Consider the following 24,847-nt stretch of genomic DNA (forward strand, 5'->3'; position numbering starts at 1 on the left):
TGGGATGCCGATCGGAGGCCTGACCGCTTCGACGACCGCGACGCGCGTTTGGGCGGAGCTTTCGCGAAGGGGTTTCCGCCGGTTCGAATGGCTGGCGACGACAAGGTCATCACGCGACCGCGCACGGTCACCAAGCCCAAGCTCGAACGGCCGAAGCTGCACAAGGTCATCCTGATCAACGACGATTTCACGCCGCGCGAGTTCGTTGTGACGGTGCTGAAGGGCGAGTTCAGGCTTTCCGAGGATCAGGCTTATCGGGTGATGATAACGGCGCACCGGCGGGGCGTCTGCGTGATTGCGGTGTTCCCGAAGGATGTTGCCGAGACCAAGGCAACGCGGGCGACCGATGCAGGAAAAGCAAAGGGTTATCCGTTGATGTTCACGACGGAGCCGGAGGAGTAGATGGACGGTTGCAGCCGGGGACAGTTTACTTTTATCCCCTCGTAGCAACCTGCCCGAGGCAGAGTCTTTCCGGGGATAAAAGTAGACTGTCCCCTCGCATTATCCATTCGCCGTCCCGCTGATGACGCTGGATGTCAGCCCGTTTCTATAATCCTCTCTGACTGGACAAAACGCATCGAGGATGCGGCAGTCGGTGAGCGCGCGGCCGGAGTGGCGGGCGTTGGACGGGATTGCGGCGACTTGTCCCCGCGAAAGCGTCTCGGTTCGGCCGTCGACGGTCAGTTCGAACGTGCCGTCGAGCATGTGGACGACCTGCTCGTGGAGGTGAGCGTGTTCCGGCAGGAGCGTGCCGGCAGCGATCTCCCACAGCACGAAACTCATTGAATCCGAATGCATTACCTTGCCGACGAAACCGGGAATGGGCGTCTGCGCGGCGATCTTTTCCCAATCCATCATGACGGATTTCCCCCAAACCTGCCATGCTGCGTCACCACTTTAGCCGAACTTTGGACGGGGAGACAAAATCAGGCAAAAAATGCCGTGAAGTCCGGAATAACGTTGAAAATAAAATACTTGATGCGCGGACATACGGCGTCACGCCTGTTTGGGCTTCAGTACGGGGCCGGTTTTGCCGGTTTGGTGTTCATTTTGGGGCCACCGCATTCGCGCGAGGCGCATTCCGCTTCACAGTCGAGGCGGAGGTCAGCGCCCTTCGCGATACCACATCGAGCCCAGCGCCAGCAGCAACACGGCGAGGCCGAAGAAGCCGCCGAAGGTCGGCAGGCGCGAGACGGATTTCAGCACGCTGTCGTTGGTGGTACGCAGGCCGATCCAATCGCGGCCGGCGGCATTCACGGCGCCGCGCACCGGGACGATCGAGGGCAGCGACAGGCCGGCCGCACCGACCAGGCGGCGGACGCTGCCGCCGGTGGACTCGGCGGCCGGACGCAGGATGCTTTCGGTGGAAACGGTGTCAGCGAATTCGGGGGCATTGACCGGGCCGATATGGGCGAGCGCGGTGAGGTCGCCATTGGCGATCTGGTAGAGGCCGATCTCTGATGTTTCTACGCTGCCGAAGAACAGGCCGGGTTCCGACTGGGTGAGCGGAACGCTGAGCGCCTTGCCGGAGGGCGTGATGACCTGCGCGGGGCCGGGGTCGTCGCTCATGGTCTGGCGTCTGACGTCGAGCACCATGCCGCGGCCGTCGGCGGTCAGGCGCTCCTCTTCCAGTTCGGGCTCCTTCATCAGCCAGTGGGCGATGCGGCGGTAGAGCGCGACATGCGGGCCGCCGCCCTCGAAGCCGCGCGCCCAGAGCCAGCCCTGGTCGGAGAGGAACATGCCGACGCGGCCTTCGCCCTTGCGGTTGAGCAGCAGCAGCGGGCGGTCGTCGGGGCCTTTCATGACCACTTCGCCCTCTGGCTGCTCGACGCCGATCATGCGGAACCAGCGGCTCCAGTGCGGGGGCTCGAAGTCGGAGCCCTCGAGGCCGCGCGTCACCGGGTGACGTTTGCCGGTCTCTGTCAGGCGCGGATAAAACCCTTCCTCGACCACGTCGCCGGTCGGCAGCGCCGGCAAGGCCGACATCAGCGGCGTGCGGGCGATGGAGGCGTCGCCGGCATATTCCGGCCCGGCGGCGATCAGCAGCGCGCCGCCCTTTTCCACATATTCAGCGATGTAGTCGTAATAGAGGATCGGCAGCACGTCGCGGTGCTGGTAGCGGTCGAAGATGATCAAGTCGAAATCGTTGATCTTCTCGACGAAGAGTTCCCTTGTGGGGAAGGCGATCAGCGACAGTTCGTTGATCGGCGTTCCGTCCTGCTTCTCCGGAGGGCGCAGGATGGTGAAGTGGACGAGGTCGACGGAGGCGTCGGACTTCAGCAGATTGCGCCAGGTGCGCTCGCCGGCATGCGGCTCGCCCGACACCAGCAGCACGCGAAGGTTCTCGCGGATGCCGTCGAGCAGCGCGATGGCGCGGTTGTTGGCGCTGGTGATCTCGCCGGGAACCGGATCGATCGCCAGTTCGACGATGTTGCGGCCGGCGGTCGGGATCGTCACCTGCAACTGTGTTTCCTGGCCGATCCTGGCGCGCTCGACCGAGATCTGCTGGCCGTTCACCGAGACGCGGACATCGACCGTGCCGCGCTCGCCGCCATTGGCGATGACGCGGTAGGTCATGTCCATCGGCTTGTCGACGATGCCGAAGCGCGGCGCGTTCTCGAAGCGGATGCGGCGGTCGATCTCTTCCGCATTGCCGGTGATCAGCGCGTGCAGCGGCGCGCTGCCGGCCGTCGTGGCCGGAACGTCATGCACCTGGCCGTCGGTGATCATGACGGCGCCGGCGATGCGTGAGGGCGGGACGTCGCGGAACGCGCCTTCCAGCGCGCCGAACAGGCGGGTTTCGGTGCGGTCGTCGGCGGCATTGGCCTTGCCGGCCTCGATAACGCGCACGTCAAACTGGCGGAAGCGGGCGAGCCGTTCCTGCAGGCCGGCCAACGCCTGGTCGGTTTCGGCGGTGCGGTCGCCGATGTCCTGGCTCTGGCTGCGGTCGACGATAACGGCGACGACGCTCTTCAGCGGCTCGCGTTCCTCGTTGAGGAAGACGGGGTTGAAGAGGGCGGCGGCAAGGGCGGCGAGTGCTGCCAGGCGCAACAGCGCGCCGCGCTGGCGGAACCACAAGCCGGCGAGAGCCAGCAGCGCGACCGGGATCAGGATGGCCGTCAGCCACGGCCATGAGAGCAGGGGTTCGAAGGCGACCGACCAGTTCATGGGGTGGCCTCGTTTCGCCTAATGTCGCGTTCCTTCACACCCCCCTCTGTCCTGCCGGACATCTCCCCCTCAAGGGGGGAGATTGGCAGCTTCGGCGATGCAACCTCTCCTGCAGGGTTGGCGGTTGGCGAAAGCCAAGCGGCCGGCTCAATCTCCCCCCTTGAGGGGGAGATGTCCAACAGGACAGAGGGGGGTGTGACGGAGTGCAGAGCGAAATGCATCACTGCCCCAGCCTCTCCAGCAGGTCGGGCACGTGGACCTGGTCGGATTTGTAGTTGCCGGTCAGCATGTACATGACGATGTTGACGCCGGCGCGCAGCGCGTAGGTGCGCTGCATCGGATCGGAGGGTACGGTCGGCAGCATCGGGTCGCCGTTCTCGTCCATCGCCCAGGCGCCGGCGAAATCGTTGGAGGTGATCATGATCGGGCTGACGCCGTCGCCGGTGCGCACGGGTCGGTTGTCGGTGTTGGTCGCTTCCAGCGACGCCTCGACCCAGAGTGGGCTGCCGCTGTAGCGGCCTGGGAAGTCCTGGAGGATGTAGAAGGATTTGGTCAGCACGTGGTCTTCCGGCACGGGCTCCAGCGGCGGCACGTTGAGGCTGCCCAGAATGTCACGCAGGCGCTGGGTGGCGGGGCTGGCGGAGGAATCGAGCGTCACCGCATACTGGTCGCGGGTGTCGAACAGAACCGTGCCGCCTTCCTTCATGTATTCGTCGATGCGGGCGATCGCCGCTTGCGAGGGCATCGGCGCGCCGGGGTCAACCGGCCAGTAGATGATGGGGTAGAAGGCAAGCTCGTCGCGGTCGAGGTTGACGCCGGCGGGCTCCCCCGGCTCCAGCGCCGTCTTGTCCTTCAGGAATTCGCTCAGGCCGTGCAGGCCCGCGCGGCTGATGGCGTCGACGCTCGAATTGCCGGTGATGACGAAGGCGAGGCGGGTGGTGGCGATGGCCTCGATCGCCTGGGCATCGCCGGGCTTGGAGTCGTTGGCGTAAACGGGCGAGGGTGCCGACATCAGGGCGGAGAAGGCGACGGCCGCGATCGCCATGGTCACCGCGCGCCCTGCCGCGCCGCCGGCCTGGCGCCGCCGAACACGCTGGAAGACGCCTCCGAGCCAGAGCACGATCAGGCTGTCGATGGCCAGGAACGCCAAAGCGGCGATCATCAACGGTCCTTTCAGGTCGCGCGATTCATCCAGCGCATAACGCTCGTTTACCACGGGTACGGTCATTTGCGGGCGTACAATCGGCGTGAAGGCCGCGTCGGCCGGCAGCAGATTGTGGGCAAGCACGCCTTCCTCAGTGCCATAGAGGCCGGGCGGGTTGTCGATGGTCACCGGCACTGGCCCCTTGCCGGTCTGCAGCGAGCGGGCGTCCGGATCGGGCGGCACGATCTGGCCGTCGGCGGCGATCATGCGATAGGGCGCCAGCGAGGCGGCGGGTTGGTTCTCGGCGGCCGTCGCGCCGACGCCCTGGTTGCGCGACAGTTGCACGATGCGGCGCAGCATCTCGACGAAGGTTCCCGAGATCGGCAGGTTCGACCATGTCGCCAGCGGCGTGATGTGGAACAGGACGACGATGCCCTTGCCCCGCCGGTCGGCGGTCACCAGCGGCGTGCCGTCGGCCAGCGTTGCCCAGGTGCGGTCGGCGAGGTCGGGCGTCGGCTCCGCCAGGATCTGGCGGGTGACGGTGACTTCGGCAGGCGGCGGCAGATCGGCGAAGGGGCCGTTGGCGGGGAACTCGGTGACCGCCTGCGGTTCGGTCCACGACAGCGAGCCGCCGAGCAGGCGCTCGCCGAGCCGCAGCTTCACCGGCAGCAGTTCCTCGTCATTGCCCGACGACAACATGCGCGAACTGGCGAAGCGGAGCAGCGTTCCGCCATTCTCCATCCATTCGATGAGCGGCGCGCGCACGGTCTCCGGGATGGTGCCGACGTCGCCCATGACGATGACCGCAGGCTTCTGCTCCAGCAATTGCGGAATGGCTTCCGTGAGGTCCGGGCTCGCGGGCTCGATCAGGTCGGCATAGGGCTCCAGCGCGCGGCGGATGTAATAGAGCGGCGACAGGAGCTGCCGCGTTTCGTCCGCCGGGGTCTGCGAGAGCAGGCCAACACGCCGGCGCTTGTCGGTCTCGTCCAGCACGCGCACCGCGGCGGCGTTGCCTTGGCCGTCCAGCGCGATCGAGGCAAAATCGTTGCGCAGTTCGAACGGCACGACGATCTCGCCGGTTGCGGTGGTCTCGCCGGGGCGGAAGGTGACGGCAGCGTCGCCGATGCGGCGGCCTTTCTCGTCGAAGGCGCCGGCGGTCATGAAGCGCGGCGTGGGGCCGGCCGGGGCTCGGACGGCGGTGACGACGAAGCGGTCGACAACGTTGTTGGCGGCCGAGAGCCCGACCATGTCGAGGCTGTCGGGCGTGGCCCAGACAACATTGGCGGGGTTTTGGGCAAGCAGCGTATCGAAGGCCGCCTGGTCCTGCGCCTGCGCAAGCCCGTCGGTGAGGAAGGCAAGCGTCGCGCCGGGCAGCGGCTTCAGCGCGTTGGCGACGCCGGTGAAGACGTCCGCGCGGTCGGTCGGGATGGGGCGGGGCTTGACGGCGTTCAGCCGGTCGCGCGCTTCGCCGGCGCTGTAGGGGCCGATCGCCTCGTTGGGCTTTTCGGCGGTGAAGGCGAGGATGATCGGAATCTCGTTGCGCTCGGCATCAGTGATCAGCCGGCGGGCGGTGGCGACGCGCATGTCCCAGCCGGAGACGCTGGCCCATCCATTGTCGACGACCAGCGCCAGCGCCGAGCCGCCGGTGGGCACGCGCTCGCGCGGGTTCCAGATCGGCTCGGCCAGCGCCATCACGACGAAGGCGGCGAGCAGCAGGCGCAGCAGCGTCAGCCACCACGGGCTCTGGTGCGGCTTGTCCTCGCGCTTCAGCACCTGGGCGAGGATGCGCAGCGGCGGGAACACCTCCGTCTGCGGGCGCGGCGGGGTGAGGCGCAGCAGCCACCAGATAACGGGAAGCGCGAGCAGCCCCCACAGGGCGGCGGGAAAGCCAAAACTGAGTGGCAGCCAACTCATAGGCAGGGACTCGTGGGGTCAATGCCCCCTCCACCACGCTTCGCGTGGTCCCCCTCCCCCGTAAACGGGGGAGGATCAAGCGGCGCCGCTGGTTCCTCCCCTGCGAAGCGGGGGAGGGGGACCACGCGAAGCGTGGTGGAGGGGGCGTACATGTTTATCACACCCGTCCCCCCGCGGCATAACCGCCTCCGTCCGACATCGCCATGTGGACCCGCGCCAGCGCCTCGGAAGCCAGCCGGTCGGTGTGGTTGACGGTGAAACTCCAGCCGAGGCGGCGGCACCAGGCGCCGAGTTCCTGGCGGCGGGCGAGGTAGAGGCGGCGGTAGTCGTCGGCGAGCAGTTCGGCGCGGCCGGCGGTCAGTTTTTCGCCCGTCTCGGGATCGGTGAATTCGGTGCGGCCGGCGTAGGGGAAGGTTTCTTCCGCAGGGTCGGCGACCTCGATCAGATGGGCGCGCACGCCGTGGCGGGCGAGCACGTCCAACCATTCGCGGGTCTCATCGACCGGGTCGAGGAAATCGCCGGCGATGACGATGTCGGAAAAGCGGCGGATCATGGACAGGTCCGGCCGGGCGCTAAGCGCCGGCGCATGGCTGAGCAGGGTGGCGATGCGCTCGGCGCCGTTGCGCGCGGTGATCGGATCGGTGAGGCCCGGCCAGGCGATGCGCTCGCCGCTGCGCGACAGGAGTTCTGCCAGCGCCAGGATGAGCACCAGCGCGCGCGATTGCTTGGAGACGCCGGCGGCCGACGATTTGTAGAGCATCGACGACGATGGGTCGGCCCACAGCCACACGGTGTGGGCGGCCTCCCATTCGAGATCGCGCACATAGGTGTGGTCGTCGCGGGCGGAGCGGCGCCAGTCGATGCGGGCCATGGCCTCGCCTTCGACATAGGGGCGGAACTGCCAGAAATTCTCGCCGATGCCTTGCTTGCGGCGGCCGTGCCAGCCGCCGATCACCGTGTTGACGATACGGCGCGCCTCGACCAGCAGGTCGGGGACGAGCGATGCACGGAGCCTGGCGCGGGCGAGGGCGTCGCGGGGGGCGACCTGTGACGACGCCTCGCCGATACGCGCCATCAGATGGCTTTCACCAGCCGCGCCACCGCGTCGCGGACCGTCATGCCTTCGGCACGCGCGGCGAAGGTAAGCGCCATGCGGTGCTGGAGCACCGGTTCGGCCAGCGCCTTGACGTCGTCGACCGATGGAGCGAGGCGGCCTTCGTAGAGCGCGCGGGCGCGGGCGCAGAGCGTCAGCGCCTGGGAGGCGCGGGGGCCTGGACCCCAGGCGACGTTCTTGTCGGTCTCGGCGTTGCCCTGGCCGGGGCGGGCGGAACGGACGAGCTTCAAGATCGTCTCGACGACGCTCTCGGGCACCGGCATGCGGCGTACCAGAAGCTGAATCTGCCTGAGCCGCTCGGGTGTCAGCACGTTGGCGGCTTTCGCTTCGTCGATGCCGGTGGTTTCCAGCAGGATGCGGCGCTCGGCCTCGAGTTCGGGGTAAAGGATGTCGATCTGCATGAGGAAGCGGTCGAGCTGGGCTTCGGGAAGCGGATAGGTGCCTTCCTGCTCCAGCGGGTTCTGGGTGGCGAGCACATGGAACGGCGCGGGCAGGTCGTGGCGGGCGCCGGCGACGGTGACGTGGTATTCCTGCATGGATTGCAGCAGCGCCGACTGGGTGCGCGGCGAGGCGCGGTTGATCTCGTCGGCCATCAGAAGCTGCGCGAAGATCGGGCCGGGGATGAAGCGGAAGGAGCGTTTTCCGTGTTCGTCCTGCTCCATCACCTCGGACCCCAAAATGTCGGAGGGCATCAGGTCGGGCGTGAACTGGATGCGGCGGGCGTCGAGGCCGAGCACGATGCCCAGCGTGTCGACCAGTTTTGTCTTGGCCAGGCCGGGAACGCCGACCAGCAGCGCATGGCCGCCGGCCAGCAATGCCACCAGCGCGCGCTCGACGACGCTTTCCTGGCCGAAGATGACGCGCCCGACACCATCCCTGACCCTGGAAATGTCGGCCAGAGCCGTTTCGGCTTCGGCGACCATCTCTTTTTCGCTCAGCGCAAGGTCCTTGATGATGGCGCTCATGCGGCTCCTGTCCTTCTCCGGTATGGAACCCGGCAATGCGGCTGTCGACTCGGGGTGTAGTTGAAACCCCAACATGCCAACTTAAATCAGCCGACCCGGCTGACAAGCGAGACAACAGTGACTATTTCGTGACGATGCACAGGGAATTGGACGATACGCCGCAGAGCCTCGGCAAGGCTGGCGACACGGCAGGACTGTCGGCGCTGATCGCGCGCGCGACCCGCGCCGGCAAGGGTTTGCCGCCGGTCGAGCGCTGGAACCCGCCCTTCTGCGGCGACCTCGACATGGAGATCCGCGCCGACGGTACATGGTTCTATCTCGGCACGCCGATCGGGCGGGCGCCGCTGGTGCAGCTGTTCTCGACCGTCCTGCGCAAGGACGAGGACGGCAAGACCTATCTGGTAACGCCGGTGGAGCGGGTGGGCATCCGGGTGGTCGATGCGCCGTTCGTTGCGGTGGAGATGAACGTGTCGGGGCAAGGGGATGAGCAGGTCATCACTTTCCGTACCAATGTCGGCGACGTCGTCGAGGCCGGCCCGGAGCATCCGCTGCGCTTCGTCGACGAAGACGAGACGGGCGGTCTGAAACCCTATGTGCTGGTGCGCGGCAGGCTGGAGGCGCTGGTGGCGCGGCCGGTGATGTACGAACTTGTGGCGTTCGGCGAGGAGATCGAGGTCGGCGGCGTGCTGATGTTTGCCGTGCGCTCGCATGGCGAAATCTATCCGATCATGCCGGCGGAAAAGCTGAGGCGCCTGAGTGAGTGACATGCTGCGCTCGACAGGTTCGGTCCGCTTCACGGCCGACGATTTCCGCCGCCGCGCGGCGCGCGCGGAGAATTTCCTGGCGCATGCCGACGAGGACGGCGACCATCGCTTCAACCCCGGGCACCCGCGGCTCCATCACGCCAACGGGTTGCGCGCCGCCGCCGTGCTGATCCCGGTGATCGACCATGGCGGCGAGGCGACCGTGATGCTGACCAAGCGCGCCGAGACGCTGCGCAACCATACGGGGCAGGTGGCTTTTCCCGGCGGGCGGATCGACCCGGAGGATGCCTCGCCGGAAGCCGCGGCGCTGCGCGAGGCGCGGGAAGAGGTCGGGCTGGCGGCGGGGCATGTCGAGGTGCTGGGGCGCATGCCGGATTATGTGTCGGGCAGCGGCTATCGGATCGCGCCGGTGCTGGCGGTGGTCAGGCCGGGTTTCGAGCTGACCATCAACCCGGACGAGGTGGACGCGGTGTTCGAAGTGCCCCTGTCCTTCCTGATGGATGCCAGGAACCATACGCGTGACAGCCGCATCTGGGGCGAACGCGAATGGTTCTATTACGACATGCCCTATGACGGGCGGCGCATCTGGGGCGTGACCGCCGGTATCATCCGCACACTTTACGAGAGGCTTTACACATGAGCGGCGTGACGCTTGCCGGGCGCGCGGACTGGCTGCACAACCGGCACTTCCAAAAACTGCTCGCCGTGCTTTCCGAAGGGGGCGAGGAAGCGCGGATCGCCGGCGGGGCGGTGCGCAACACGCTGCTGGGCGAGCCGGTCGCCGACATCGACATCGCCACGACCGTGCTGCCGGACGAGACGATGCGGCGCGGCGCGGCGGCGGGTTTCAAGGTGGTGCCGACCGGCGCCGAGCACGGGACAATCACGCTGATCGTTGCCGGCCATCCCTATGAGGTGACGACGCTGCGCGCCGACGTCGAGACGGACGGAAGACGGGCGAAGGTGCACTTCGGCCGCGACTGGCAGGCGGACGCCGAGCGGCGCGACTTCACCATCAACGGGCTCTATGCCGAGGCCGACGGCACGGTGATCGACCTCGTCGGCGGGATCGCCGACATCGAGAGCCGCACGCTGCGCTTCATCGGCGATGCGGAGAAGCGCATCCGCGAGGATTACCTGCGCATCTTGCGTTTCTTCCGGTTCTTCGCCTGGTACGGCAAGGGCCGTCCCGACGCCGAGGGATTGAAGGCCTGCGCCCGGCTGAAGGATGGGCTGGACGGGCTTTCGGCGGAGCGCGTGTGGAGCGAATTGCGAAAACTGCTTTCGGCGCCGGATCCGTCGCGGGCGTTGCTGTGGATGCGGCAGGCCGGCGTGCTGACCAAGATCCTGCCGGAAAGCGAGAAATGGGGGATCGATGCGATCCACCCGCTGACCGGCGCCGAGCGCGACCTCGGCTGGCCGGCGGATGCGATGCTGCGGCTGGAGGCGATCCTGCCGCCGGATGCGGCGCGCCTCGCGACGCTGGCCGAACGGCTGAGGATGGCGAAGATCGAGGCCGCCAGGCTTGCGGACTGGGCGACGAGCGCGCCGCCGCCGTCGACGATCAGCGATCTCGCGCTGCGGCAGGCGCTGTATCGCGGCTCGCCGGGCGGCATAAGCGACCGGCTGAGCCTGTCGCTGGTTTCGGCGCGCGCCCGCGCCGTGACGCAGACCGAGGCCCTGCTGGAAGCCGGCGCCTATGGGCGGCTGCTGAAACTCGCGCGAGACTGGGAAAAGCCGGTGTTCCCGGTGAAGGGCGCAGACCTTACGGCGATCGGCATGGCGTCCGGGCGGGCACTGGGCAAGGTGCTGCGCGACCTGGAGGACGAGTGGATCGAGTCCGGGTTCACGTTGGGCCGCGAGGCGTTGCTGGCGCGGGCCGGCACGGCCGTCAGTCCCGGCTCGAGCTGAATACCGTCCCCATCAGCACTTCAGCAGCACTTCGACTTCCGATGCAAAGTGCTGCCGGACAGAGACGATCTGGCAGTGCTTGCGGCCGTGCGTGTCGAGATATCGTCGTGCGGCCGCTCTGTAACCGTCGAGAATGGATGGCGGAATGCCGGTGCCTACGCCTTGCGTCGGGCCCAGTCGCACCACCCCGGCGATGCTCGGTTGCACCAGGAGCCGGTTGCTGCCGGAGATATCCAGGAAGGAATAGGTGTCGTCGGGCATTTTCACAGTGGGGAAGCATGCGGACAGCCAAACCGCCATGCAGAGGACGACGGCGGCCCGGTACTTCATCGATCGCCCCGTTTCATGACGATTGCCGTCATCGTCAGCTATCCTTGACGGTCTTGATGAAGCGATGGTCAGTGCCCGGCGACAGCTTTGCCCTGACGATGTCCTTTTCCGTGATCCTGCCGCTTTGCAGGGCGCGGAAATATCTTTGGCAATAGATGCGGGGTACATCGGCGAGCTTGATGCCGAACAGCCCGGCGATGTAGCGCCGGTCGCTCTCCGGCGTGCCACCAACCCTCGAAATGCATTGCTCCAGCACCCGCTGCTTGCCAGCGCCCGTTTTCATGGCCGCCATCGCGTAAGGGTATCCGGTCTGCGGAGCGGTCGTGCAGGAGACCATCCATCCGGCCGCCAGTAACGGCAGGCAGGTGCGGAAAAAGACGGTCTTCCATGTCCCGGACATGTTCGTAAAGAGCATCAAACGGCCAAGCCGATCAAGCAGCTTCGGGAGAGATGCTGCTGTCCAAGGCGTGTCGAGGACAGGCATTTGCCCGGATGACGGGTTTCTTGCTGCGCTGCGACGCGGCGTAACAGTTCGCCGCAGGCCCACCGCGTCGTAACGTCATGCGGCGACGCCCTCGAATTGCGGGCGATGCCCGGCGCCCCATTCAGTCAGGATCGGTCAGGCGGCGTCGCGGACCTTCTCGACCCGGGAGCGGATGGCCTCGACCATGGTCTCGCGGATCGTCGTCTCGCCATGCGTCTCGCGCATGTGCTCGACGGCGCGCCGCATCACTTCCGCTTCATCCTGGTGACGTGTGTGCCAGTCGCATCCCGGGACGAGCGAACCGCAGTGAAATTCCTTCATCGTCTTCTCCTTCCGGCTCGTTGCAACGATAAGGGAACATAACACGGAGTTGCGCATTTAGTTGCGAGAAGATTTGTGGCACGCTGCCACAAAGGGAAGGGCATACCGAAAATCCGATAGTGTCGCCGTTCGCGTAAGGCTTACGCGGCGTAAGCCTTTATGGTGAAACCGTCTGCCGTATATTGACGTGGTGTCATACTGCGTGAGACGGCAGGACGACGAGGTGGCAATATACATTCAGATAAAAATTTTTATTGGGGAAAATTGATCAAGTATTGCTGCTTTCCGGGGTTGGGTGAGTATTGTATACGCAGGGGGGTGTAACCATTGACCGATCGATCTGGTGATCATGGCGATTTCGATCCTCGTGATGTAGTGCGGGCTGCCCTGCAGATCATGGAGACCTACGGACGGACTTCTCCGGACGACGCACTCGACCGCGCCCGGGCGCTGGAGCGGGACTCGATGGTCCCGCATTTTGCGGCGGCCGTGCGGAAGGAAATCGAACGGATGTGCGCGGAGCAGGGAGACTGACGGGTCGAGCCCGGATGTTGAATGCGATGCATTCCGTGCATGGAACGGCAGGATAAACCGCGTCGAGGTGTGGGGCCATTGGGCGGTCTGTTCAGTCATGACCGGCAGGCTCCGGATCGGCTGTGCCGATCTCCAGGGTCATGCCGATCCCCTTGATTCCATGTCGAATTGGCTTGGAAAAGCGATCAAATCGGCGCTCGGGGAGGCGGTCGTTTCGTTCCACGTTGTGGTGGCCCTTGAACAGTGTCACCATGCAAAGAGGCGGCGAGCGGGTTCCGTTGACGGATTTGTTACTCGAATCGGTTTTCCTTTTGGCGCCTGAGGTGTTTTTGTTGGCGGAAAGTCCGGGATTGCCCGAATTTTCACCAGAACGTCCGATCGCAGGCTCTGAGGGGGGCAGTTCGATGCATACCATCGACAGGCTGGGTTTGAGGGAAACGGTCGAAGCGGGACGAAGCGAACGTCTGGACTATATGCAGTCCATGTTGCGCGAAATGCGCGACATGGCGGTGGCCGAACGCTGCACGTTCCTGGCCTACCAGCTGGAGATCGCCTACATGGAAGTCGGCGACCTGTTGCGCGCCCGGCACGCCGCGGCGCTGGAAGGCAAGAAGAACGGGCACCGCGAAACAACCGCCTGAACGCCGGGGTCTTGCGTCCGTCGAGCAGCTGATCCGCTTTTTCAGAGATTTCGAGAAGAGTTGAATGAAAGGCGGGCTGGCCAGTCCCGCCTTTCATGTTCAAGTGCGGTGGGAGCTACTTCGCGATCGTGACGCTCTGCGCCATCTTGTGCTTGCCCTGCATGTCCCAGGCGATGTTGACCTTCTCGCCGGCCTTGAGGCCCGGATTCTTGAAGGTTTTGGGCAGCATATAGACCGAGCCGTCGGCAAGCGTCAGCGTTGAGGTCTTGGCGCTGTAGGACTTGACCGTGCCGTTCGCCTGCTGGGCGGCGGCGAAAGCGACGGGAGCGAAGGCGAGGGAAGCGGCAACCGCCGCCGGGATGAGGTACGTGCGCATGGCAGGCACTCCTTGGGATCGTCGACGGCCCGTCAGAATGGGAGCCGCCGCATAACGGGCCGTCCGGTCGCGTCGGGTCGCGGACTTCTCAAGCGAAGCCGCCGGCGCTTCCCGGCCCGCCGGGAGAAATAATCCGCCGGGCAGGCGCGGCTATTAGACTAAAAATAAAGTTCTTTTCTGTTCCGATGCCGCAATCGGCGGCGAATTGTGATGAGTATGGCGCGATTGCGGCTTGTCTTCATCAAATAGAATTGTGCACGATAGTACAGTTGTATTTATAGCGTTGCTGTTCTCAGACGTTATCTGAAGTCGAACGATTGTGCTGCAAACCTTGCCGGGCGGCTGCCGCCCGCGGCGCAGGCGAGACAGCAGATGGGCTCGCAGCCAATCTCTTGCGGATTCCATCGTGTTCCCCCGACTATCTGTTTAGTGAGACGGCGTCGGAAGCGGCCAGCCATTCGCCGACGACCTTGACGTCCTCGTCGCCGAGCAGGTGGCCGGCCTTGACGGTGCGGGCGTCGACGCGTGCGCCGCGCTCACGCAGGATGGCATCGAGCGTCGGGCCGAAGGGTGCGTAGGTCGCGTCGGCGGCGCCGACGACGGTCAGGAACCGCGTCTTGCCGAGGTCGACCTGCGGGACGGCGTCGAGCACCGGCATCGGCCGCAGCAGCACGGCGCGCTGGACGAGGCCGGGATGCAGCAGGGTGAGCGCACCGAGCAGGTTGGCGCCATTGGAATAGCCGATGAAGACGGTGCGCGACGGGTCGAGCTTCTTCGCCTTGACCGCGTCCTGCAGCAAGGCGGCGAAGGCTTCTGCCTCGGAGCGGATGTCGGTCTGGTCGAAGGAGGTCGGCGTGATGCGCTCGTACCAGCGGCTGGTGCCTTCCTGGGTGATGCGGCCGGCAACGCCCATCAGCACCGCATGGGGCGCGACGCGGGCGGCAAGCGGCATCAGCGTCGTCTCGTCGCCGCCAGAGCCGTGCAGCAGCACCAGCGTCTCGTCGGAGGCATTTTCGGGACGCTTGTAGGCGACCTTGAACTGCTTCGCATGCTGGATGAGGGCTGCCGCGGCCTCGGGCAGCTTGGATTTGCGATTGTCGGTCAATTTCTTCGCCACATCGCCGTTGGGTCTTGCGCCTGCCGCGCAGGCTGCCGACTGCTCCTGCGCCACCGTATCCGGCAGGGCCGAAAGATGCAGCGCGGTTTCAGGGTCGAGCACGCATGCGCCCTCCGCCCTTGCGGGCAGCGCCAGCGCGGCGAGCGAGAGGAGAGAGGCGCAGCAAAACGCGCGGAAACCAGCCATGGGCAAACCCTGTCAGCGAAAGGTTAAGGCAAATTTTCGAAACCGGCCGGCAAATGCCGGGCAGGGAACGGCCGTGGGCCGGCGCACAGGAAAACTCCACGGACAGGACGTCCGCCGCGCACGATCGTCGATGACGAAACCCACTCCGCCCGCTTCGCCCTGGCGAATTCTTCGGACAGTTCACCAGAGGCGGCGTCCCAAGCCGGACCGCTCGCCTCTCCCTCAACCATCGAAGCCGGCTTTACCGCAGCCCGCGAACCGAATGGCGGCGCCTCTATAGCGGCATTGCAGGATTAGTCATCAGCTTTCATGCAACAGCCGTGCCCGATACGGCGCTGCTCGCGCAATTGTGATCGGGGTGCACCGAATTCTCTTTTTGCTTTGGGGGGAGAGTGGCCGCGATGCGGCCGGGAGGGGTTGCCGCGGCCAAACGCCAACATTGCTTTGCGCCGGAGCACTGCCGGACCGACCCCTCCCCCGGCCTGCGGCCGGACCCTCCCCTCAAGGGGGAGGGGAAGCCGGCGCTACGGCCACTTCACCTCGGGCGGCATGCTGGAGAGGATGGCGGCGACGTTGCCGCCGGTGTTGAGGCCGAAGATCGTGCCGCGGTCGTAGAGCAGGTTGAACTCGACATAGCGGCCGCGGCGGATCAGCTGCTCCTCACGATCGGCCTCCGTCCAGGGGGTTTCGAAATTGGTGCGGACGAGGCGGGGATAGACGTCGCGGAAGGCGCGGCCGACATCTTGCGCGAAATCGAGGCCGGCATCCCAGCCGCCCAGGTCCGGCGAGGGTTGCAGCCAGTCGAAGAAGATGCCGCCGGTGCCGCGCGGCTCGTTGCGGTGTTTGAGGAAGAAATACTCGTCGCACCAGGCCTTCAACTTCTCGTAGTCGGCGACCGGCGCGTGGGCCGCGCAGGCGGCGCGCATAGCCGCGTGGAAGGTCTTCGTGTCGGGGTCTTCCTGCGTGCGGCGGCGGTCGAGCACCGGGGTGAGGTCGGCGCCGCCGCCGAACCACCAGCGCGAGGTGGCGACCATGCGCGTGTTCATGTGCACGGCCGGCACGTTGGGATTGCGCGGATGGGCGATCAGCGAGATGCCGCTCGCCCAGAAACGCGGATCCTCCGCGCCGCCCGGCATCTGCTTGCGGAACTCCGGAGAGAACTCGCCATGGACGGTGGACGTGTGGACGCCGACCTTCTCGAAGACGCGGCCATGCATCATCGACATGACGCCACCACCGCCAGCGCCCTGTTCGCGTTGCCAGGGGGTGCGCTCGAAACGCCCGGCGGGGCGGTCGGCGAGGCCGCCGGACAGGTCGTCCTCGAGCGCCTCGAAGGCGGCGCAGATCTGGTCGCGCAGCGCTTCGAACCAGTCTTTCGCGCGCGTCTTGCGCTGCTCGATGTCGGGGGGCAGGCCGGGGGTGAGTTCGGGACGTTCCATGCCGCAATCCATGCGCGGTCGAGCCGGAAAGCTGCAATGGCGCATTTCGTCGCGAGGCCGGGAAGCAACGGGCGCCACAAAAGACTCGTAATTTTGCCGGCGATCCCTAATCTCTCGATTGTGAGCGTCAAGCCGCATGAGGTTTGCCGATGCCGACGCCGATGAGACCACCGCTCGATGGCCTGAAAAGGCAGCTCGACCGTGCACGCGCCGAAGGCAGGCCGCGCGACGGCTTCATCCGCGAGACCTTCGTGCTGCCGCGCACCGACGCCCGGCTGAAGGCGCAGGAATGGTTCGACCGCTGGCCGAAGCAGGCCTACTGGACCTCGATCGAGAGCTGGTTCGAGCGGCCGAACGACGTGATCGAGTTCACCATCCGGCGGTTGCCGGCAGCGGATTGAGGTTGCGCCGCGCTGGAAGCGGACGCACCCACCTTCGACAAGGTGAGGAAAAAGGCTGGCGGATTTTCGGCGGATCGCGCACCGATGCCCGAGCGGGTTTTGTCAGGTAAGATTCGGCCAGGCGCCCAATCGTAAGGAATCGACCAGCGACCGGTAAAGCCGGCCAGGCAGGGAACGGGCGGCGAGCCGCTTTTCGATGCGGTTCCGCAGGTCGGCGAATTTCCGGTTCTGCGGCTTGAGTTCCGCGGCGCGTCTTGCCGCATGCAGCGCCTCATGGTGATCCCCTCGCAGGAAGTGGAGGCGGCCCAGTTCGTGAAGGGAGGCGGCCGAGTCCGGCCGGTCGGTCACGATCGCTTCGAGCATCGAAACGCCGCGATCCTTTTCGCCGGATCGCACGAGGCAGCAGGCCATCGCGTGGCGATAGTCGACCATTTTGGGCGCCATGGCCAGTGCCGTCTCCAGGTATGGACGCGCCTGCGTTTGCTTTTTCAGTCCCATCAGCGCCTTGCCCGTGAGGTAGAACGCGTGGTCCGCCTGGCCGTAGAGCGAAAGCGCCAGTTTGCCGGCTTCAGCCGCCCTGGCGTGCCGTCCGGCGGTCAATTGCCGATGCAGTTCATAGAATGCCTCCGGGAAGCCGGGGCGCGCGAGAGCATCTCCGTCCTCCTTCATGGCCGGCGGGTTTTGATTGGCAAGAAACTGCTCGATCAGCGGTACCAGCCTGGACCGATTGTGAAGATGGCTGGGAATGCCATGCCCGACCCATTTCAACGACCGTGCATGGTAGTTAGGCAAGCCAGCCACCTTGCTCATGCAATAGAGATCGACCGGATGGCGTTCACCGGCAAAACCGAAGATCGGCATCCGCGCCGCCGCTATGACCTCGTGCAGGTCGGGATATGGGCATCGCTTTCGATCCTCCAGCATCCTTATGCTGTGGCTTCCCTCCAGATTGAGGATCGTCTCGGCGCCGAATGCCAAGACACGCGCGCCGAGCTTGCTGCCATAGAGGATGGCGCCGAACGCACCCATGCTGAGGCCGACGGCATAGATCTCCCTTACCCCGAGATTCTTGGCCCAGAGGCCGATCGCGGATACGGTCTCATCCAAGCTTTCGCCCAGTCCGGGGATGCCGTCCTGATACCAGCGGTCCCGGCCGTTGTTGACGAACAGGCGGTGGACGCCGAGCCCGTTGCCGATCTCCCAGAAATTGAACCTGCCGTCCGCCATGCCTCTTCCGCTGAAGAACAGGACAAATTTGGTGGCCCCTTCCGATTGCTGGAAGTTGAAACTCGGGCCGTTCGGCGCGGTCGGATAGGTCATCGCCATACTGTATGGGCAAGCCGGCAATCATCCAAGACCGCCCGGCTCGCTTCACCGGTCATGCGCCCCGCGCAGTCCTCGCATCGAGCGGCGTTCCGGGCGGGGCGTTGCCATGCCGGATGCCTTCAGATCACCAGCAGCGGCGTCTTGCCCGGCACGCGGATGTAGAGATCCATGACATCCTGGTTGAACATGCGCACGCAGCCGGACGAGGCGGATGTGCCGATCGAGCGCCATTCCGGCGAGCCGTGGATACGGTACAGCGTGTCGACGCCGTCCTGGAAGATGTAGAGCGCCCGCGAACCCAGCGGGTTGGTCAGGCCGGGCGGCATGCCTTGCCGCCATCTTTCCAGCGACGGATCGCGGCCGATCATGGCGTCGGGTGGCGTCCATTTCGGCCATTTGCGTTTCCATTGGACGACGGCGCGGCCTTTCCAGGAGTAGCCCTGTCGGCCGAGGCCGACGCCGTAGCGCACCGCCTTGCCGTTGCGGAGCACGAAATAGAGGAATTTTTCGGCGGTATCGACAACCACCGTGCCGGGCGCCTCGCCGGTCGGATCGTTGACGATCTGCCGCAGGAATCTCCCGTCGACCTTTTTGAAGGGGATGGCGGGGACGGCGTAGCCTTCGTCCTCGACCGCCGCATAGATCTTCTCGTAGTCGGGTTCGGCCGGCGCAGGCTCGGCCGGTGGCGGGGCGGCCGGCAGGTTGGCAGCGACAGGGCCGGGGACTGGAACGCTGGTGCAGGCGGAGACGGCGGACGCGCCGGCGAGCGCGGTCCCGATCATGAACGACCGGCGCGAGAGGAGGACTGGCATTTTGTCGTTGGTCTTTCGGAGGGATGTCTGGAAGCGCGAGCGCGCTCTCCGCTTGTCGGAAGCAATCGCGGCGACGGCGTGTCGGGACGAAGGAGAAAATCAGCCCGGAACAATGTGTTGCGGCAAGGCAACTGTAAGGGCTGTCGCGCCGCATTGAGGGGCCGAGCCGTTCACTTCGAAGGCTGATTGCGATGTGCGGGACGTGACGCCTACGCCTGCCCGTCGACGATAAGCCTCCGCGCGCCGGCCCCTTCCTCGGCGAGGCGGTCTTCCGGGTTGCGCAGCCTGCAGGAGGTGATGGACAGGCAGCCACAGCCGATGCAGTCGTCGAGGCCGTCGCGCAAGGCTTCCAACTGGCGGATGCGGCGGTCGAGCTTGTCGCGCCATCCCTTTGAAAGCAGACTCCAATCGCGAACGGTCGGCGTGCGTCCTTCAGGCAGTGATTGAAGGGCGGCACCGATCTCCGCCAGCGAGATGCCGACCTCCTGGCCGATGCGGATGACCGCCACGCGGCGCAGCACGTCGCCGCCGTAGCGGCGCTGGTTGCCTGCGGTGCGGTGGCTGCGGATCAGGCCTTTGGCTTCGTAGAAATGCAAGGCCGACACTGCGATGCCGGCGCGCTCCGCGACCTGTCCGACGGTGAGTTCGCGTGGCATGAATTATCCCTTGACCTCAATGTTAGTTGAAGTTTTATCAAGGAGTCCGTTCGGTGGCAAACCGGAGGGATGGTATCAGATGCGTAGCACGCGAGAAGGCGGAAATGCCGGGGACAGTTTACTTTTTTCCGCCCGCGCCAACCTTGAAGCGTTTCGGCCTTTCTGCGGAAAGAAAGTAAACTGTCCCCCGCGCCTACCCAATCTGCCGCATCGCCTCTCCCGCCGCCATGGCGGCGCTCAGAGCGAGGTTGAGGCTGCGGCCGCCGCCGGGCATCGGGATCAGCAGCCGCGCGTCGGCGAGCGCGTGCACGTCGTCTGGGACGCCGCCCGATTCGCGGCCGAACAGCAGGATGTCGGACGGGGCGAAGGCGAAGCCGGTGTAGGGCAGGGCGGCTTTGGTCGAGAACAGGATGAGGCGGCGCCGTTCCGCCCGCCGCCAGGCTTCGAAGGCGGAAAAGTCGAGGTGGCGGGTGAGGGCGGCCATGTCGAGATAGTCCATGCCGGCGCGCTTCAGGGCACGGTCGGACAGGTCGAAGCCGACTGGTTCGACGATGTCGACGGCGATGCCGAGACAGGCGCCGAGGCGCAGGATGGCGCCGGTGTTGCCGGCGATGTCGGGCTGGTAGAGCGCGATACGGAGCGTGGCCAACAGCGTGTCCGGCATGGGAGTTGCACGATAGCCACACCGCCGGCGATCAAGGCAGCGCCGGGATTTTCGAGGTGGCTTTCGCTGCGGAATGCGATTATACGGGCGCCATTGTCAACTCGAACCAGCGGAGGCGGATATGGGTTTCATGATGACCGTAGACATTCACCGCCCCATCCGACGGGCTTTCGCCTGACGGCGGAATCGGTTCGACGCTTTAGACACTTTCTCCCAAAGCTGATCGCGATCTCCGCCGAAGACCATTCCTGGTTCTCGAAGGACTTTTTGCGATGTTTTCCAAACCTGAACGCGGGCGGCGTAGCCCGCATGTACTGCTGACACCTGTCTCCGAAGATCCGATCCGGCCGAACGAAGCGCGGATGGCGGCATGGGCGCTGGCGCTCGGCCAGGAGCCGGGCTCCGGACACCAGTCCCGCCGGCCGCATCGCGGCATGCTGCCGGATGTCGATTTTTCGCGTGCCGTGCGGGTGCCGCGCCGGCCGGGGCTGGTCAGCCGGCTGTTCCGGCTGATCATTGGGCGCAAGCCCGATGCCGGTGCGGCGACGGACGCGACCGCAACCGAGTCAGGAGCCGACGACGGGGCTCTCGGCGCGGGCGGGCGAAAGCCCTATCTTAAGCTCCCAGCCGGGGATTCGGACGCCGCGAGACCGGCAACGCCGGCAAGCCTGAACCATCGGAGCCGTGCTGCCTGAGCGCGGCTCCGACACCTGAATTTTGAAAGAGCATGCGCATGTTTGCCTGGTTTGAAAGAAGGCTCGATCCGTTTCCGGCGGCCGAACCGACGGAGCCGCCGAAGACGCTGGTCGCCTTCTGCCTGCACTACAGCAAGGGTGCATGGCCCTACATCATCGTCTCGACGGTGCTGTCGGCGATCCTTGCGATCATCGAGGTGTGGCTGTTCGGCTTCATGGGCAGCATCGTCGATTGGCTGTCCAACGCCAATCGCGAGACGTTCCTGCAGACCGAAGGCTGGAAGCTGGCAGGCATGGCCTGCATCGTGCTGCTGGTGGCGCCCGGGCTCGACCTTATCCGGCAGTTGCTCACCCAGCAGACGGTGATGGGCAACTACCCCATGCGCATCCGCTGGCAGGTGCATCGCTACCTGCTGAAGCAGTCGATGACCTTCTACCAGGATGAGTTCGCGGGCCGCATCGCCACGAAACTGATGCAGACGGCGCTGGCCGTGCGCGACTGCATCATAAAACTGTTCGAGGTGCTGAACTATGTCAGCATCTATTTCGTCAGCGTGCTGGTGCTGGTAGGCTCGGCCGACTGGCGGCTGACGCTGCCGATGCTGGTCTGGCTGGTCGGCTACATCTTCCTGCTGCGCTATTTCATCCCGCGCCTCGGCAAGGTCGGGCAGGAACAGGCCGACGCGCGCTCGACCATGACCGGGCGCATCGCCGACAGCTATTCCAACATCCAGACGGTGAAGCTGTTTTCGCATGCGAGGCGCGAGGCGAGTTATGCGCGCGACGCCATGAGCGGCTTCATCGACACCGTCTATCGCTCGATGCGGCTGGTCACCGTGCTGTTCGTGCTGCTTGGCGTGCTCAACGCCGCGCTGCTGGTGGCGGTGAGCGCGCTGTCCATCTGGCTCTGGGTCGGCGGGCTGGTCTCGATCGGCGCGGTGGCCGTGGTCATCGGCCTCGTGCTCAGGATGTGGGGCATGTCGCACTGGGTGATGTGGGAAATGTCCGGCCTGTTCGAGAACATCGGCACGGTGCAGGACGGCATCGGTTCGATCTCGCTGCCGCGCCTGGTCGAGGACAAGCCCGGCGCTAGGGACATCGCCGTCGCCAAGGGCGACATCGTCTTCGACCGCGTCGGTTTCCACTACGGCAAGGGCAAGGGCGTCATCGAGGACCTGTCGATCCATGTCGCCCCTGGCGAAAAGGTCGGCATCGTCGGCCGCTCGGGCGCCGGCAAGTCGACGCTGGTCAATTTGCTGCTGCGTTTCTACGACCTCGAAAGCGGCCGCATCCTGGTCGACGGGCAGGACATATCGGCAGTGACGCAGGACACGCTGCGTGCGCAGATCGGCATGGTGACACAGGATACTTCGCTGCTGCACCGCTCAGTGCGCGAGAATATTCTTTACGGCCGTCCCGACGCCAGCGAGGCGATGATGCTGGAGGCGGCGCGGCGCGCCGAGGCTCTCGACTTCATCGCCGCACTCGCCGACCCGAAGGGTCGCAAAGGGTTCGACGCGCATGTCGGCGAGCGCGGCGTGAAACTGTCGGGCGGCCAGCGGCAGCGCGTGGCTATTGCCCGCGTGATGCTGAAGGATGCGCCGATCCTTATCCTCGACGAGGCGACCTCGGCGCTGGATTCGGAGGTCGAGGCGGCGATCCAGGAGAACCTCTACCGGCTGATGGAAGGCAAGACCGTGATTGCCATCGCCCACCGGCTATCGACGATTGCGGCCATGGACCGGCTGATCGTCATGGACAAGGGCGTGGTGATCGAGGACGGCACGCACGACGAGCTTCTGGCCCGCGACGGGCTCTATGCGCAGCTGTGGCGACGCCAGTCGGGCGGGTTCCTGCCGGACGACGAGGCGGGCGAGGTGGAGAGGGCGGCGGCGGAGTGACGCCACCCCCTCGAGGAAGACGGGCCTAGATACACCGAGCCGATGCCTGACGAACGCATAAGGCCCGCTTGCGCGACGAGAGAAACATGTTCGACCGCATCTTCACATGGTTCGAAAGCCGGTATTCGCCGGTGGCGCTCGCCGACGACCGGCAGCCGCCGATGGGCCTTTGGAACTTCTATTTCTATTTCATAAGGCAGTTCCGCGCCGGCTTTGCCTTGCGGATGACGTTTGTCGCGCTCGGCGCGATCGTCGATGCGATGCTGCCGATCTTCGTCGGCATGATCGTCGGCCTGCTGGCCAGTTCCGATCCGAGAGATTTTTTCGCCGAGCATGGAACGACGCTGGCGGCGATGGCCTTCGTTGTGCTGCTGCGGCCCCTCACGCTTCTGCTGGACGCGCTGGTCCGCAACCACATGATCGTGGCGAGCTTCATCAACCTCATCCGCTGGCAGAGCCATTGGCACGTCGCCCGGCAGGACTGGCCTTTCTTTCAGGGCGATTTTGCCGGCCGCATCGGCACGAAGGTGATGCAGGGCGGAGATTCCATCGAGATCAGCGTCAATCTGACCATCGACACCGTCTGGTACGCCCTCGTGTTCCTGGTGGTCGCCATCACCTGCTGGCGCAGTTCGATGCGGCCCTGGTCGCTGTCATCGCCGTCTGGCTGGCGCTTTACGCGTTGCTGCTCAGATATTGCCTGCCGCTGATCACGGAACGCTCGACGCATCTGTCGGAAGAATGGTCAATCGTTAGCGGCCGGATCGTCGACAGCTACACCAACATCCTGACCCTGAAGACGTTTTCGACCGGCGAGCACGAGGACAGATATGTCTCCCAGGCGATCGTCGCGCATACAAGGGTCTTCCATCGGCTGCTGCGTGTGTTCACCGGCATGTGGTTCGCCCTGTTCGCGTTGAACGCCGGCCTGCTGATCGTCACGAGCTGGCTTGCCCTGCGGGGCTGGAGCGGAGGCGAAATGAGTGCGGCCGCCGTGGCGACGGCCATTCCGTTTGCCCTCCAGATCGCCGGCATTTCCTACAGGATACTGGACGCCGGCGGAAACATCTTCCGGCAGATCGGTACGGCGGCCAATTCCATGACGACGATCGCGCGTCCGATCACGATGACGGACAGGCCGGACGCGCCGGCCTTGCAGGTCAGCGCCGGGGGCATCGAATTCGACCGCGTGAATTTCAATTACTGGCGCACCGACGGCAAAGGCGGGGTCATCGACAATCTGTCGCTCAAGATAGCGCCGGGCGAGCGGGTCGGGCTGGTCGGCCGCTCGGGCGCCGGCAAGTCGACTTTGGTGAACCTTCTGCTGCGCCTCTTCGACGTTCAGGAAGGCCGGGTGCTGATAGACGGGCAGGACGTTCGCGATGTCAGTCAGGAGAGCGTTCGCGCGGCGATCGGCTTCGTCAGCCAGGACACGTCGCTGTTGCACCGTTCGGTGCGGGAGAACCTGAAATATGGCCGCCATTCCGCCGCTGACACGGAGATGACGCGGGCCGCTGACGCCGCTCGCATTACCGATGTGGTCGAAGGTTTGGTCGACCAGCATGGCCGCACGGGCTTCGACGCGCATGTCGGCGAGCGCGGCGTGAAACTGTCGGGCGGCCAGCGTCAGCGCATCGCCATCGCCCGTGTGATGCTGAAAGACGCGCCGATCCTGATCCTCGACGAGGCGACATCGGCGCTGGATTCGGAGGTCGAGGCGGCGATCCAGGAGAACCTCTACAGGCTGATGGAAGGCAAGACCGTCATCGCCATCGCCCACCGGCTATCGACGATCGCGGCGATGGACCGGCTGATCGTCATGGACAAGGGTGCCGTTATCGAACAGGGCAGCCATGACGAACTGCTGGCACTAAATGGACTGTACGCGCAGTTGTGGCGGCGCCAGTCAGGCGGCTTCCTGCCGGATGACGCGGCGGGAGATGCGGTCAGGGCGAAGGCGGCGGCCGAGTGAGAGGGTCGGCCT

The 24,847-nt window shown here is 65.5% G+C and carries 25 protein-coding genes; 10 read left to right on the forward strand and 15 right to left on the reverse strand.

Translation table 11 applies throughout. The annotated features are described in order from the left end of the window. Positions 1–87 precede the first annotated feature (87 nt). Positions 88–402 carry an ATP-dependent Clp protease adapter ClpS gene (gene clpS / locus ACSBOB_RS11945; RefSeq protein ID WP_442582607.1) on the forward strand — a complete coding sequence of 105 codons (315 nt, stop codon included), beginning with the start codon at positions 88–90 and terminating at the stop codon, positions 400–402. A 99-nt stretch (positions 403–501) separates the two neighbouring features. Here the strand turns inward: clpS and ACSBOB_RS11950 are convergent, their stop codons facing one another. From ACSBOB_RS11950 to ACSBOB_RS11970, 5 genes are all read right to left on the reverse strand, one after another. Next, positions 502–858, reverse strand: coding sequence for a cupin domain-containing protein (locus ACSBOB_RS11950; RefSeq protein ID WP_442582608.1), 357 nt, complete (start codon positions 856–858; stop codon positions 502–504). 246 nt (positions 859–1,104) lie between these two features. Beyond that, positions 1,105–3,168 carry a glutamine amidotransferase gene (locus ACSBOB_RS11955; RefSeq protein WP_442582609.1) on the reverse strand — a complete coding sequence of 688 codons (2,064 nt, stop codon included), beginning with the start codon at positions 3,166–3,168 and terminating at the stop codon, positions 1,105–1,107. Positions 3,169–3,388: 220 nt separating this feature from the next. Beyond that, positions 3,389–6,226, reverse strand: a complete 2,838-nt coding sequence (locus ACSBOB_RS11960) for a DUF4159 domain-containing protein (protein WP_442582610.1) — start codon at positions 6,224–6,226, stop codon at positions 3,389–3,391. Positions 6,227–6,383: 157 nt separating this feature from the next. Then, the gene (locus ACSBOB_RS11965) at positions 6,384–7,301 is read right to left on the reverse strand and encodes a DUF58 domain-containing protein (RefSeq protein ID WP_442582611.1); all 918 of its coding nucleotides are present in this window, start codon (positions 7,299–7,301) and stop codon (positions 6,384–6,386) included. After that, positions 7,301–8,305 (reverse strand): AAA family ATPase, encoded by a 1,005-nt coding sequence (locus tag ACSBOB_RS11970; RefSeq protein WP_442582612.1) that lies wholly within the window; start codon positions 8,303–8,305, stop codon positions 7,301–7,303. The genes ACSBOB_RS11965 and ACSBOB_RS11970 overlap by 1 nt, the downstream gene beginning before the upstream one ends. 134 nt (positions 8,306–8,439) lie before the next feature. On the opposite strand from ACSBOB_RS11970, the gene ACSBOB_RS11975 reads away from it, so the two are divergent. Genes ACSBOB_RS11975 through ACSBOB_RS11985 form a run of 3 tightly spaced genes read left to right on the forward strand, consistent with a single transcriptional unit; the run spans position 8,440 to position 10,980 of the window. Further along, a complete protein-coding gene (locus ACSBOB_RS11975; RefSeq protein ID WP_442583715.1) occupies positions 8,440–9,069 on the forward strand; it encodes a DUF1285 domain-containing protein in 630 nt (209 codons plus the stop codon). 1 nt (position 9,070) lies between these two features. Then, the gene (locus ACSBOB_RS11980) at positions 9,071–9,709 is read left to right on the forward strand and encodes a CoA pyrophosphatase (RefSeq protein WP_442583716.1); all 639 of its coding nucleotides are present in this window, start codon (positions 9,071–9,073) and stop codon (positions 9,707–9,709) included. Beyond that, positions 9,706–10,980, forward strand: a complete 1,275-nt coding sequence (locus tag ACSBOB_RS11985) for a CCA tRNA nucleotidyltransferase (RefSeq protein ID WP_442582613.1) — start codon at positions 9,706–9,708, stop codon at positions 10,978–10,980. Before ACSBOB_RS11980 ends, ACSBOB_RS11985 begins: the two co-directional genes overlap by 4 nt. A 12-nt stretch (positions 10,981–10,992) precedes the next feature. Here the strand turns inward: ACSBOB_RS11985 and ACSBOB_RS11990 are convergent, their stop codons facing one another. The 3 genes from ACSBOB_RS11990 to ACSBOB_RS12000 all read right to left on the reverse strand — a co-directional run bounded on the left by ACSBOB_RS11990 (position 10,993) and on the right by ACSBOB_RS12000 (position 12,115). Beyond that, positions 10,993–11,310, reverse strand: a complete 318-nt coding sequence (locus ACSBOB_RS11990) for a hypothetical protein (RefSeq protein WP_442582614.1) — start codon at positions 11,308–11,310, stop codon at positions 10,993–10,995. A 34-nt stretch (positions 11,311–11,344) separates the two neighbouring features. Beyond that, positions 11,345–11,794, reverse strand: coding sequence for a hypothetical protein (locus ACSBOB_RS11995; protein ID WP_442582615.1), 450 nt, complete (start codon positions 11,792–11,794; stop codon positions 11,345–11,347). 135 nt (positions 11,795–11,929) lie between these two features. After that, positions 11,930–12,115 (reverse strand): DUF1059 domain-containing protein, encoded by a 186-nt coding sequence (locus tag ACSBOB_RS12000; protein WP_442582616.1) that lies wholly within the window; start codon positions 12,113–12,115, stop codon positions 11,930–11,932. 770 nt (positions 12,116–12,885) lie between these two features. On the opposite strand from ACSBOB_RS12000, the gene ACSBOB_RS12005 reads away from it, so the two are divergent. Beyond that, a complete protein-coding gene (locus ACSBOB_RS12005; RefSeq protein WP_442582617.1) occupies positions 12,886–13,290 on the forward strand; it encodes a hypothetical protein in 405 nt (134 codons plus the stop codon). Positions 13,291–13,405: 115 nt separating this feature from the next. Here ACSBOB_RS12005 and ACSBOB_RS12010 read toward each other — a convergent pair whose 3' ends face one another. The 3 genes from ACSBOB_RS12010 to hemF form a co-directional block, all read right to left on the reverse strand. Beyond that, positions 13,406–13,666 carry a DUF1344 domain-containing protein gene (locus ACSBOB_RS12010; RefSeq protein WP_442582618.1) on the reverse strand — a complete coding sequence of 87 codons (261 nt, stop codon included), beginning with the start codon at positions 13,664–13,666 and terminating at the stop codon, positions 13,406–13,408. A gap of 418 nt (positions 13,667–14,084) precedes the next feature. Further along, positions 14,085–14,969 (reverse strand): alpha/beta hydrolase, encoded by an 885-nt coding sequence (locus ACSBOB_RS12015; RefSeq protein ID WP_442582619.1) that lies wholly within the window; start codon positions 14,967–14,969, stop codon positions 14,085–14,087. Between the two features lie 524 nt (positions 14,970–15,493). Then, positions 15,494–16,408, reverse strand: a complete 915-nt coding sequence (gene hemF / locus ACSBOB_RS12020) for an oxygen-dependent coproporphyrinogen oxidase (RefSeq protein ID WP_442582620.1) — start codon at positions 16,406–16,408, stop codon at positions 15,494–15,496. A 149-nt stretch (positions 16,409–16,557) separates the two neighbouring features. On the opposite strand from hemF, the gene ACSBOB_RS12025 reads away from it, so the two are divergent. After that, positions 16,558–16,809 carry a hypothetical protein gene (locus ACSBOB_RS12025; RefSeq protein ID WP_442582621.1) on the forward strand — a complete coding sequence of 84 codons (252 nt, stop codon included), beginning with the start codon at positions 16,558–16,560 and terminating at the stop codon, positions 16,807–16,809. 102 nt (positions 16,810–16,911) lie between these two features. Here ACSBOB_RS12025 and ACSBOB_RS12030 read toward each other — a convergent pair whose 3' ends face one another. The 4 genes from ACSBOB_RS12030 to ACSBOB_RS12045 form a co-directional block, all read right to left on the reverse strand. Continuing rightward, positions 16,912–18,036: a tetratricopeptide repeat protein gene (locus ACSBOB_RS12030; RefSeq protein ID WP_442582622.1), complete on the reverse strand. Its 1,125-nt coding sequence runs from the start codon at positions 18,034–18,036 to the stop codon at positions 16,912–16,914. Between the two features lie 218 nt (positions 18,037–18,254). After that, positions 18,255–18,947: a L,D-transpeptidase gene (locus ACSBOB_RS12035; protein WP_442582623.1), complete on the reverse strand. Its 693-nt coding sequence runs from the start codon at positions 18,945–18,947 to the stop codon at positions 18,255–18,257. Between the two features lie 209 nt (positions 18,948–19,156). Continuing rightward, positions 19,157–19,603: a redox-sensitive transcriptional activator SoxR gene (gene soxR / locus ACSBOB_RS12040; RefSeq protein WP_442582624.1), complete on the reverse strand. Its 447-nt coding sequence runs from the start codon at positions 19,601–19,603 to the stop codon at positions 19,157–19,159. Positions 19,604–19,796: 193 nt separating this feature from the next. Next, positions 19,797–20,267, reverse strand: a complete 471-nt coding sequence (locus tag ACSBOB_RS12045; protein WP_442582625.1) for a tRNA (cytidine(34)-2'-O)-methyltransferase — start codon at positions 20,265–20,267, stop codon at positions 19,797–19,799. Positions 20,268–20,539: 272 nt separating this feature from the next. On the opposite strand from ACSBOB_RS12045, the gene ACSBOB_RS12050 reads away from it, so the two are divergent. From ACSBOB_RS12050 to ACSBOB_RS12065, 4 genes are all read left to right on the forward strand, one after another. After that, positions 20,540–20,962, forward strand: coding sequence for a hypothetical protein (locus ACSBOB_RS12050; protein ID WP_442582626.1), 423 nt, complete (start codon positions 20,540–20,542; stop codon positions 20,960–20,962). 32 nt (positions 20,963–20,994) lie between these two features. Next, positions 20,995–22,863: an ABC transporter ATP-binding protein gene (locus ACSBOB_RS12055; RefSeq protein ID WP_442582627.1), complete on the forward strand. Its 1,869-nt coding sequence runs from the start codon at positions 20,995–20,997 to the stop codon at positions 22,861–22,863. Positions 22,864–22,949: 86 nt separating this feature from the next. Next, on the forward strand, positions 22,950–23,573 hold the full coding sequence (locus ACSBOB_RS12060; protein ID WP_442582628.1) for a hypothetical protein: 624 nt from the start codon (positions 22,950–22,952) through the stop codon (positions 23,571–23,573). After that, positions 23,546–24,835, forward strand: coding sequence for an ABC transporter ATP-binding protein (locus ACSBOB_RS12065; RefSeq protein ID WP_442582629.1), 1,290 nt, complete (start codon positions 23,546–23,548; stop codon positions 24,833–24,835). The genes ACSBOB_RS12060 and ACSBOB_RS12065 overlap by 28 nt, the downstream gene beginning before the upstream one ends. The last annotated feature ends 12 nt before the right edge of the window (positions 24,836–24,847 follow it).

Source organism: Mesorhizobium sp. KACC 23794, assembly GCF_052180275.1.
In the GTDB taxonomy this organism is placed as follows: domain Bacteria; phylum Pseudomonadota; class Alphaproteobacteria; order Rhizobiales; family Rhizobiaceae; genus Kumtagia.

Coding starts and splice junctions, on each gene's coding strand:
- ACSBOB_RS11995 (WP_442582615.1), bottom strand. CDS start 11,794: ATGCCTGTCCTCGACACGCCTTGGACAGCAGCATCTCTCCCGAAGCTG.
- ACSBOB_RS11960 (WP_442582610.1), bottom strand. CDS start 6,226: ATGAGTTGGCTGCCACTCAGTTTTGGCTTTCCCGCCGCCCTGTGGGGG.
- ACSBOB_RS12025 (WP_442582621.1), top strand. CDS start 16,558: ATGCCGACGCCGATGAGACCACCGCTCGATGGCCTGAAAAGGCAGCTC.
- ACSBOB_RS12015 (WP_442582619.1), bottom strand. CDS start 14,969: ATGGCTGGTTTCCGCGCGTTTTGCTGCGCCTCTCTCCTCTCGCTCGCC.
- ACSBOB_RS12010 (WP_442582618.1), bottom strand. CDS start 13,666: ATGCGCACGTACCTCATCCCGGCGGCGGTTGCCGCTTCCCTCGCCTTC.
- ACSBOB_RS11990 (WP_442582614.1), bottom strand. CDS start 11,310: ATGAAGTACCGGGCCGCCGTCGTCCTCTGCATGGCGGTTTGGCTGTCC.
- ACSBOB_RS12045 (WP_442582625.1), bottom strand. CDS start 20,267: ATGCCGGACACGCTGTTGGCCACGCTCCGTATCGCGCTCTACCAGCCC.
- hemF (WP_442582620.1), bottom strand. CDS start 16,408: ATGGAACGTCCCGAACTCACCCCCGGCCTGCCCCCCGACATCGAGCAG.
- ACSBOB_RS12055 (WP_442582627.1), top strand. CDS start 20,995: ATGCGCATGTTTGCCTGGTTTGAAAGAAGGCTCGATCCGTTTCCGGCG.
- ACSBOB_RS12030 (WP_442582622.1), bottom strand. CDS start 18,036: ATGGCGGACGGCAGGTTCAATTTCTGGGAGATCGGCAACGGGCTCGGC.
- ACSBOB_RS12050 (WP_442582626.1), top strand. CDS start 20,540: ATGTTTTCCAAACCTGAACGCGGGCGGCGTAGCCCGCATGTACTGCTG.
- ACSBOB_RS11975 (WP_442583715.1), top strand. CDS start 8,440: ATGCACAGGGAATTGGACGATACGCCGCAGAGCCTCGGCAAGGCTGGC.
- ACSBOB_RS11985 (WP_442582613.1), top strand. CDS start 9,706: ATGAGCGGCGTGACGCTTGCCGGGCGCGCGGACTGGCTGCACAACCGG.
- clpS (WP_442582607.1), top strand. CDS start 88: ATGGCTGGCGACGACAAGGTCATCACGCGACCGCGCACGGTCACCAAG.
- soxR (WP_442582624.1), bottom strand. CDS start 19,603: ATGCCACGCGAACTCACCGTCGGACAGGTCGCGGAGCGCGCCGGCATC.
- ACSBOB_RS12000 (WP_442582616.1), bottom strand. CDS start 12,115: ATGAAGGAATTTCACTGCGGTTCGCTCGTCCCGGGATGCGACTGGCAC.
- ACSBOB_RS11950 (WP_442582608.1), bottom strand. CDS start 858: ATGATGGATTGGGAAAAGATCGCCGCGCAGACGCCCATTCCCGGTTTC.
- ACSBOB_RS12060 (WP_442582628.1), top strand. CDS start 22,950: ATGTTCGACCGCATCTTCACATGGTTCGAAAGCCGGTATTCGCCGGTG.
- ACSBOB_RS12035 (WP_442582623.1), bottom strand. CDS start 18,947: ATGCCAGTCCTCCTCTCGCGCCGGTCGTTCATGATCGGGACCGCGCTC.
- ACSBOB_RS11965 (WP_442582611.1), bottom strand. CDS start 7,301: ATGGCGCGTATCGGCGAGGCGTCGTCACAGGTCGCCCCCCGCGACGCC.
- ACSBOB_RS11955 (WP_442582609.1), bottom strand. CDS start 3,168: ATGAACTGGTCGGTCGCCTTCGAACCCCTGCTCTCATGGCCGTGGCTG.
- ACSBOB_RS11970 (WP_442582612.1), bottom strand. CDS start 8,305: ATGAGCGCCATCATCAAGGACCTTGCGCTGAGCGAAAAAGAGATGGTC.
- ACSBOB_RS11980 (WP_442583716.1), top strand. CDS start 9,071: ATGCTGCGCTCGACAGGTTCGGTCCGCTTCACGGCCGACGATTTCCGC.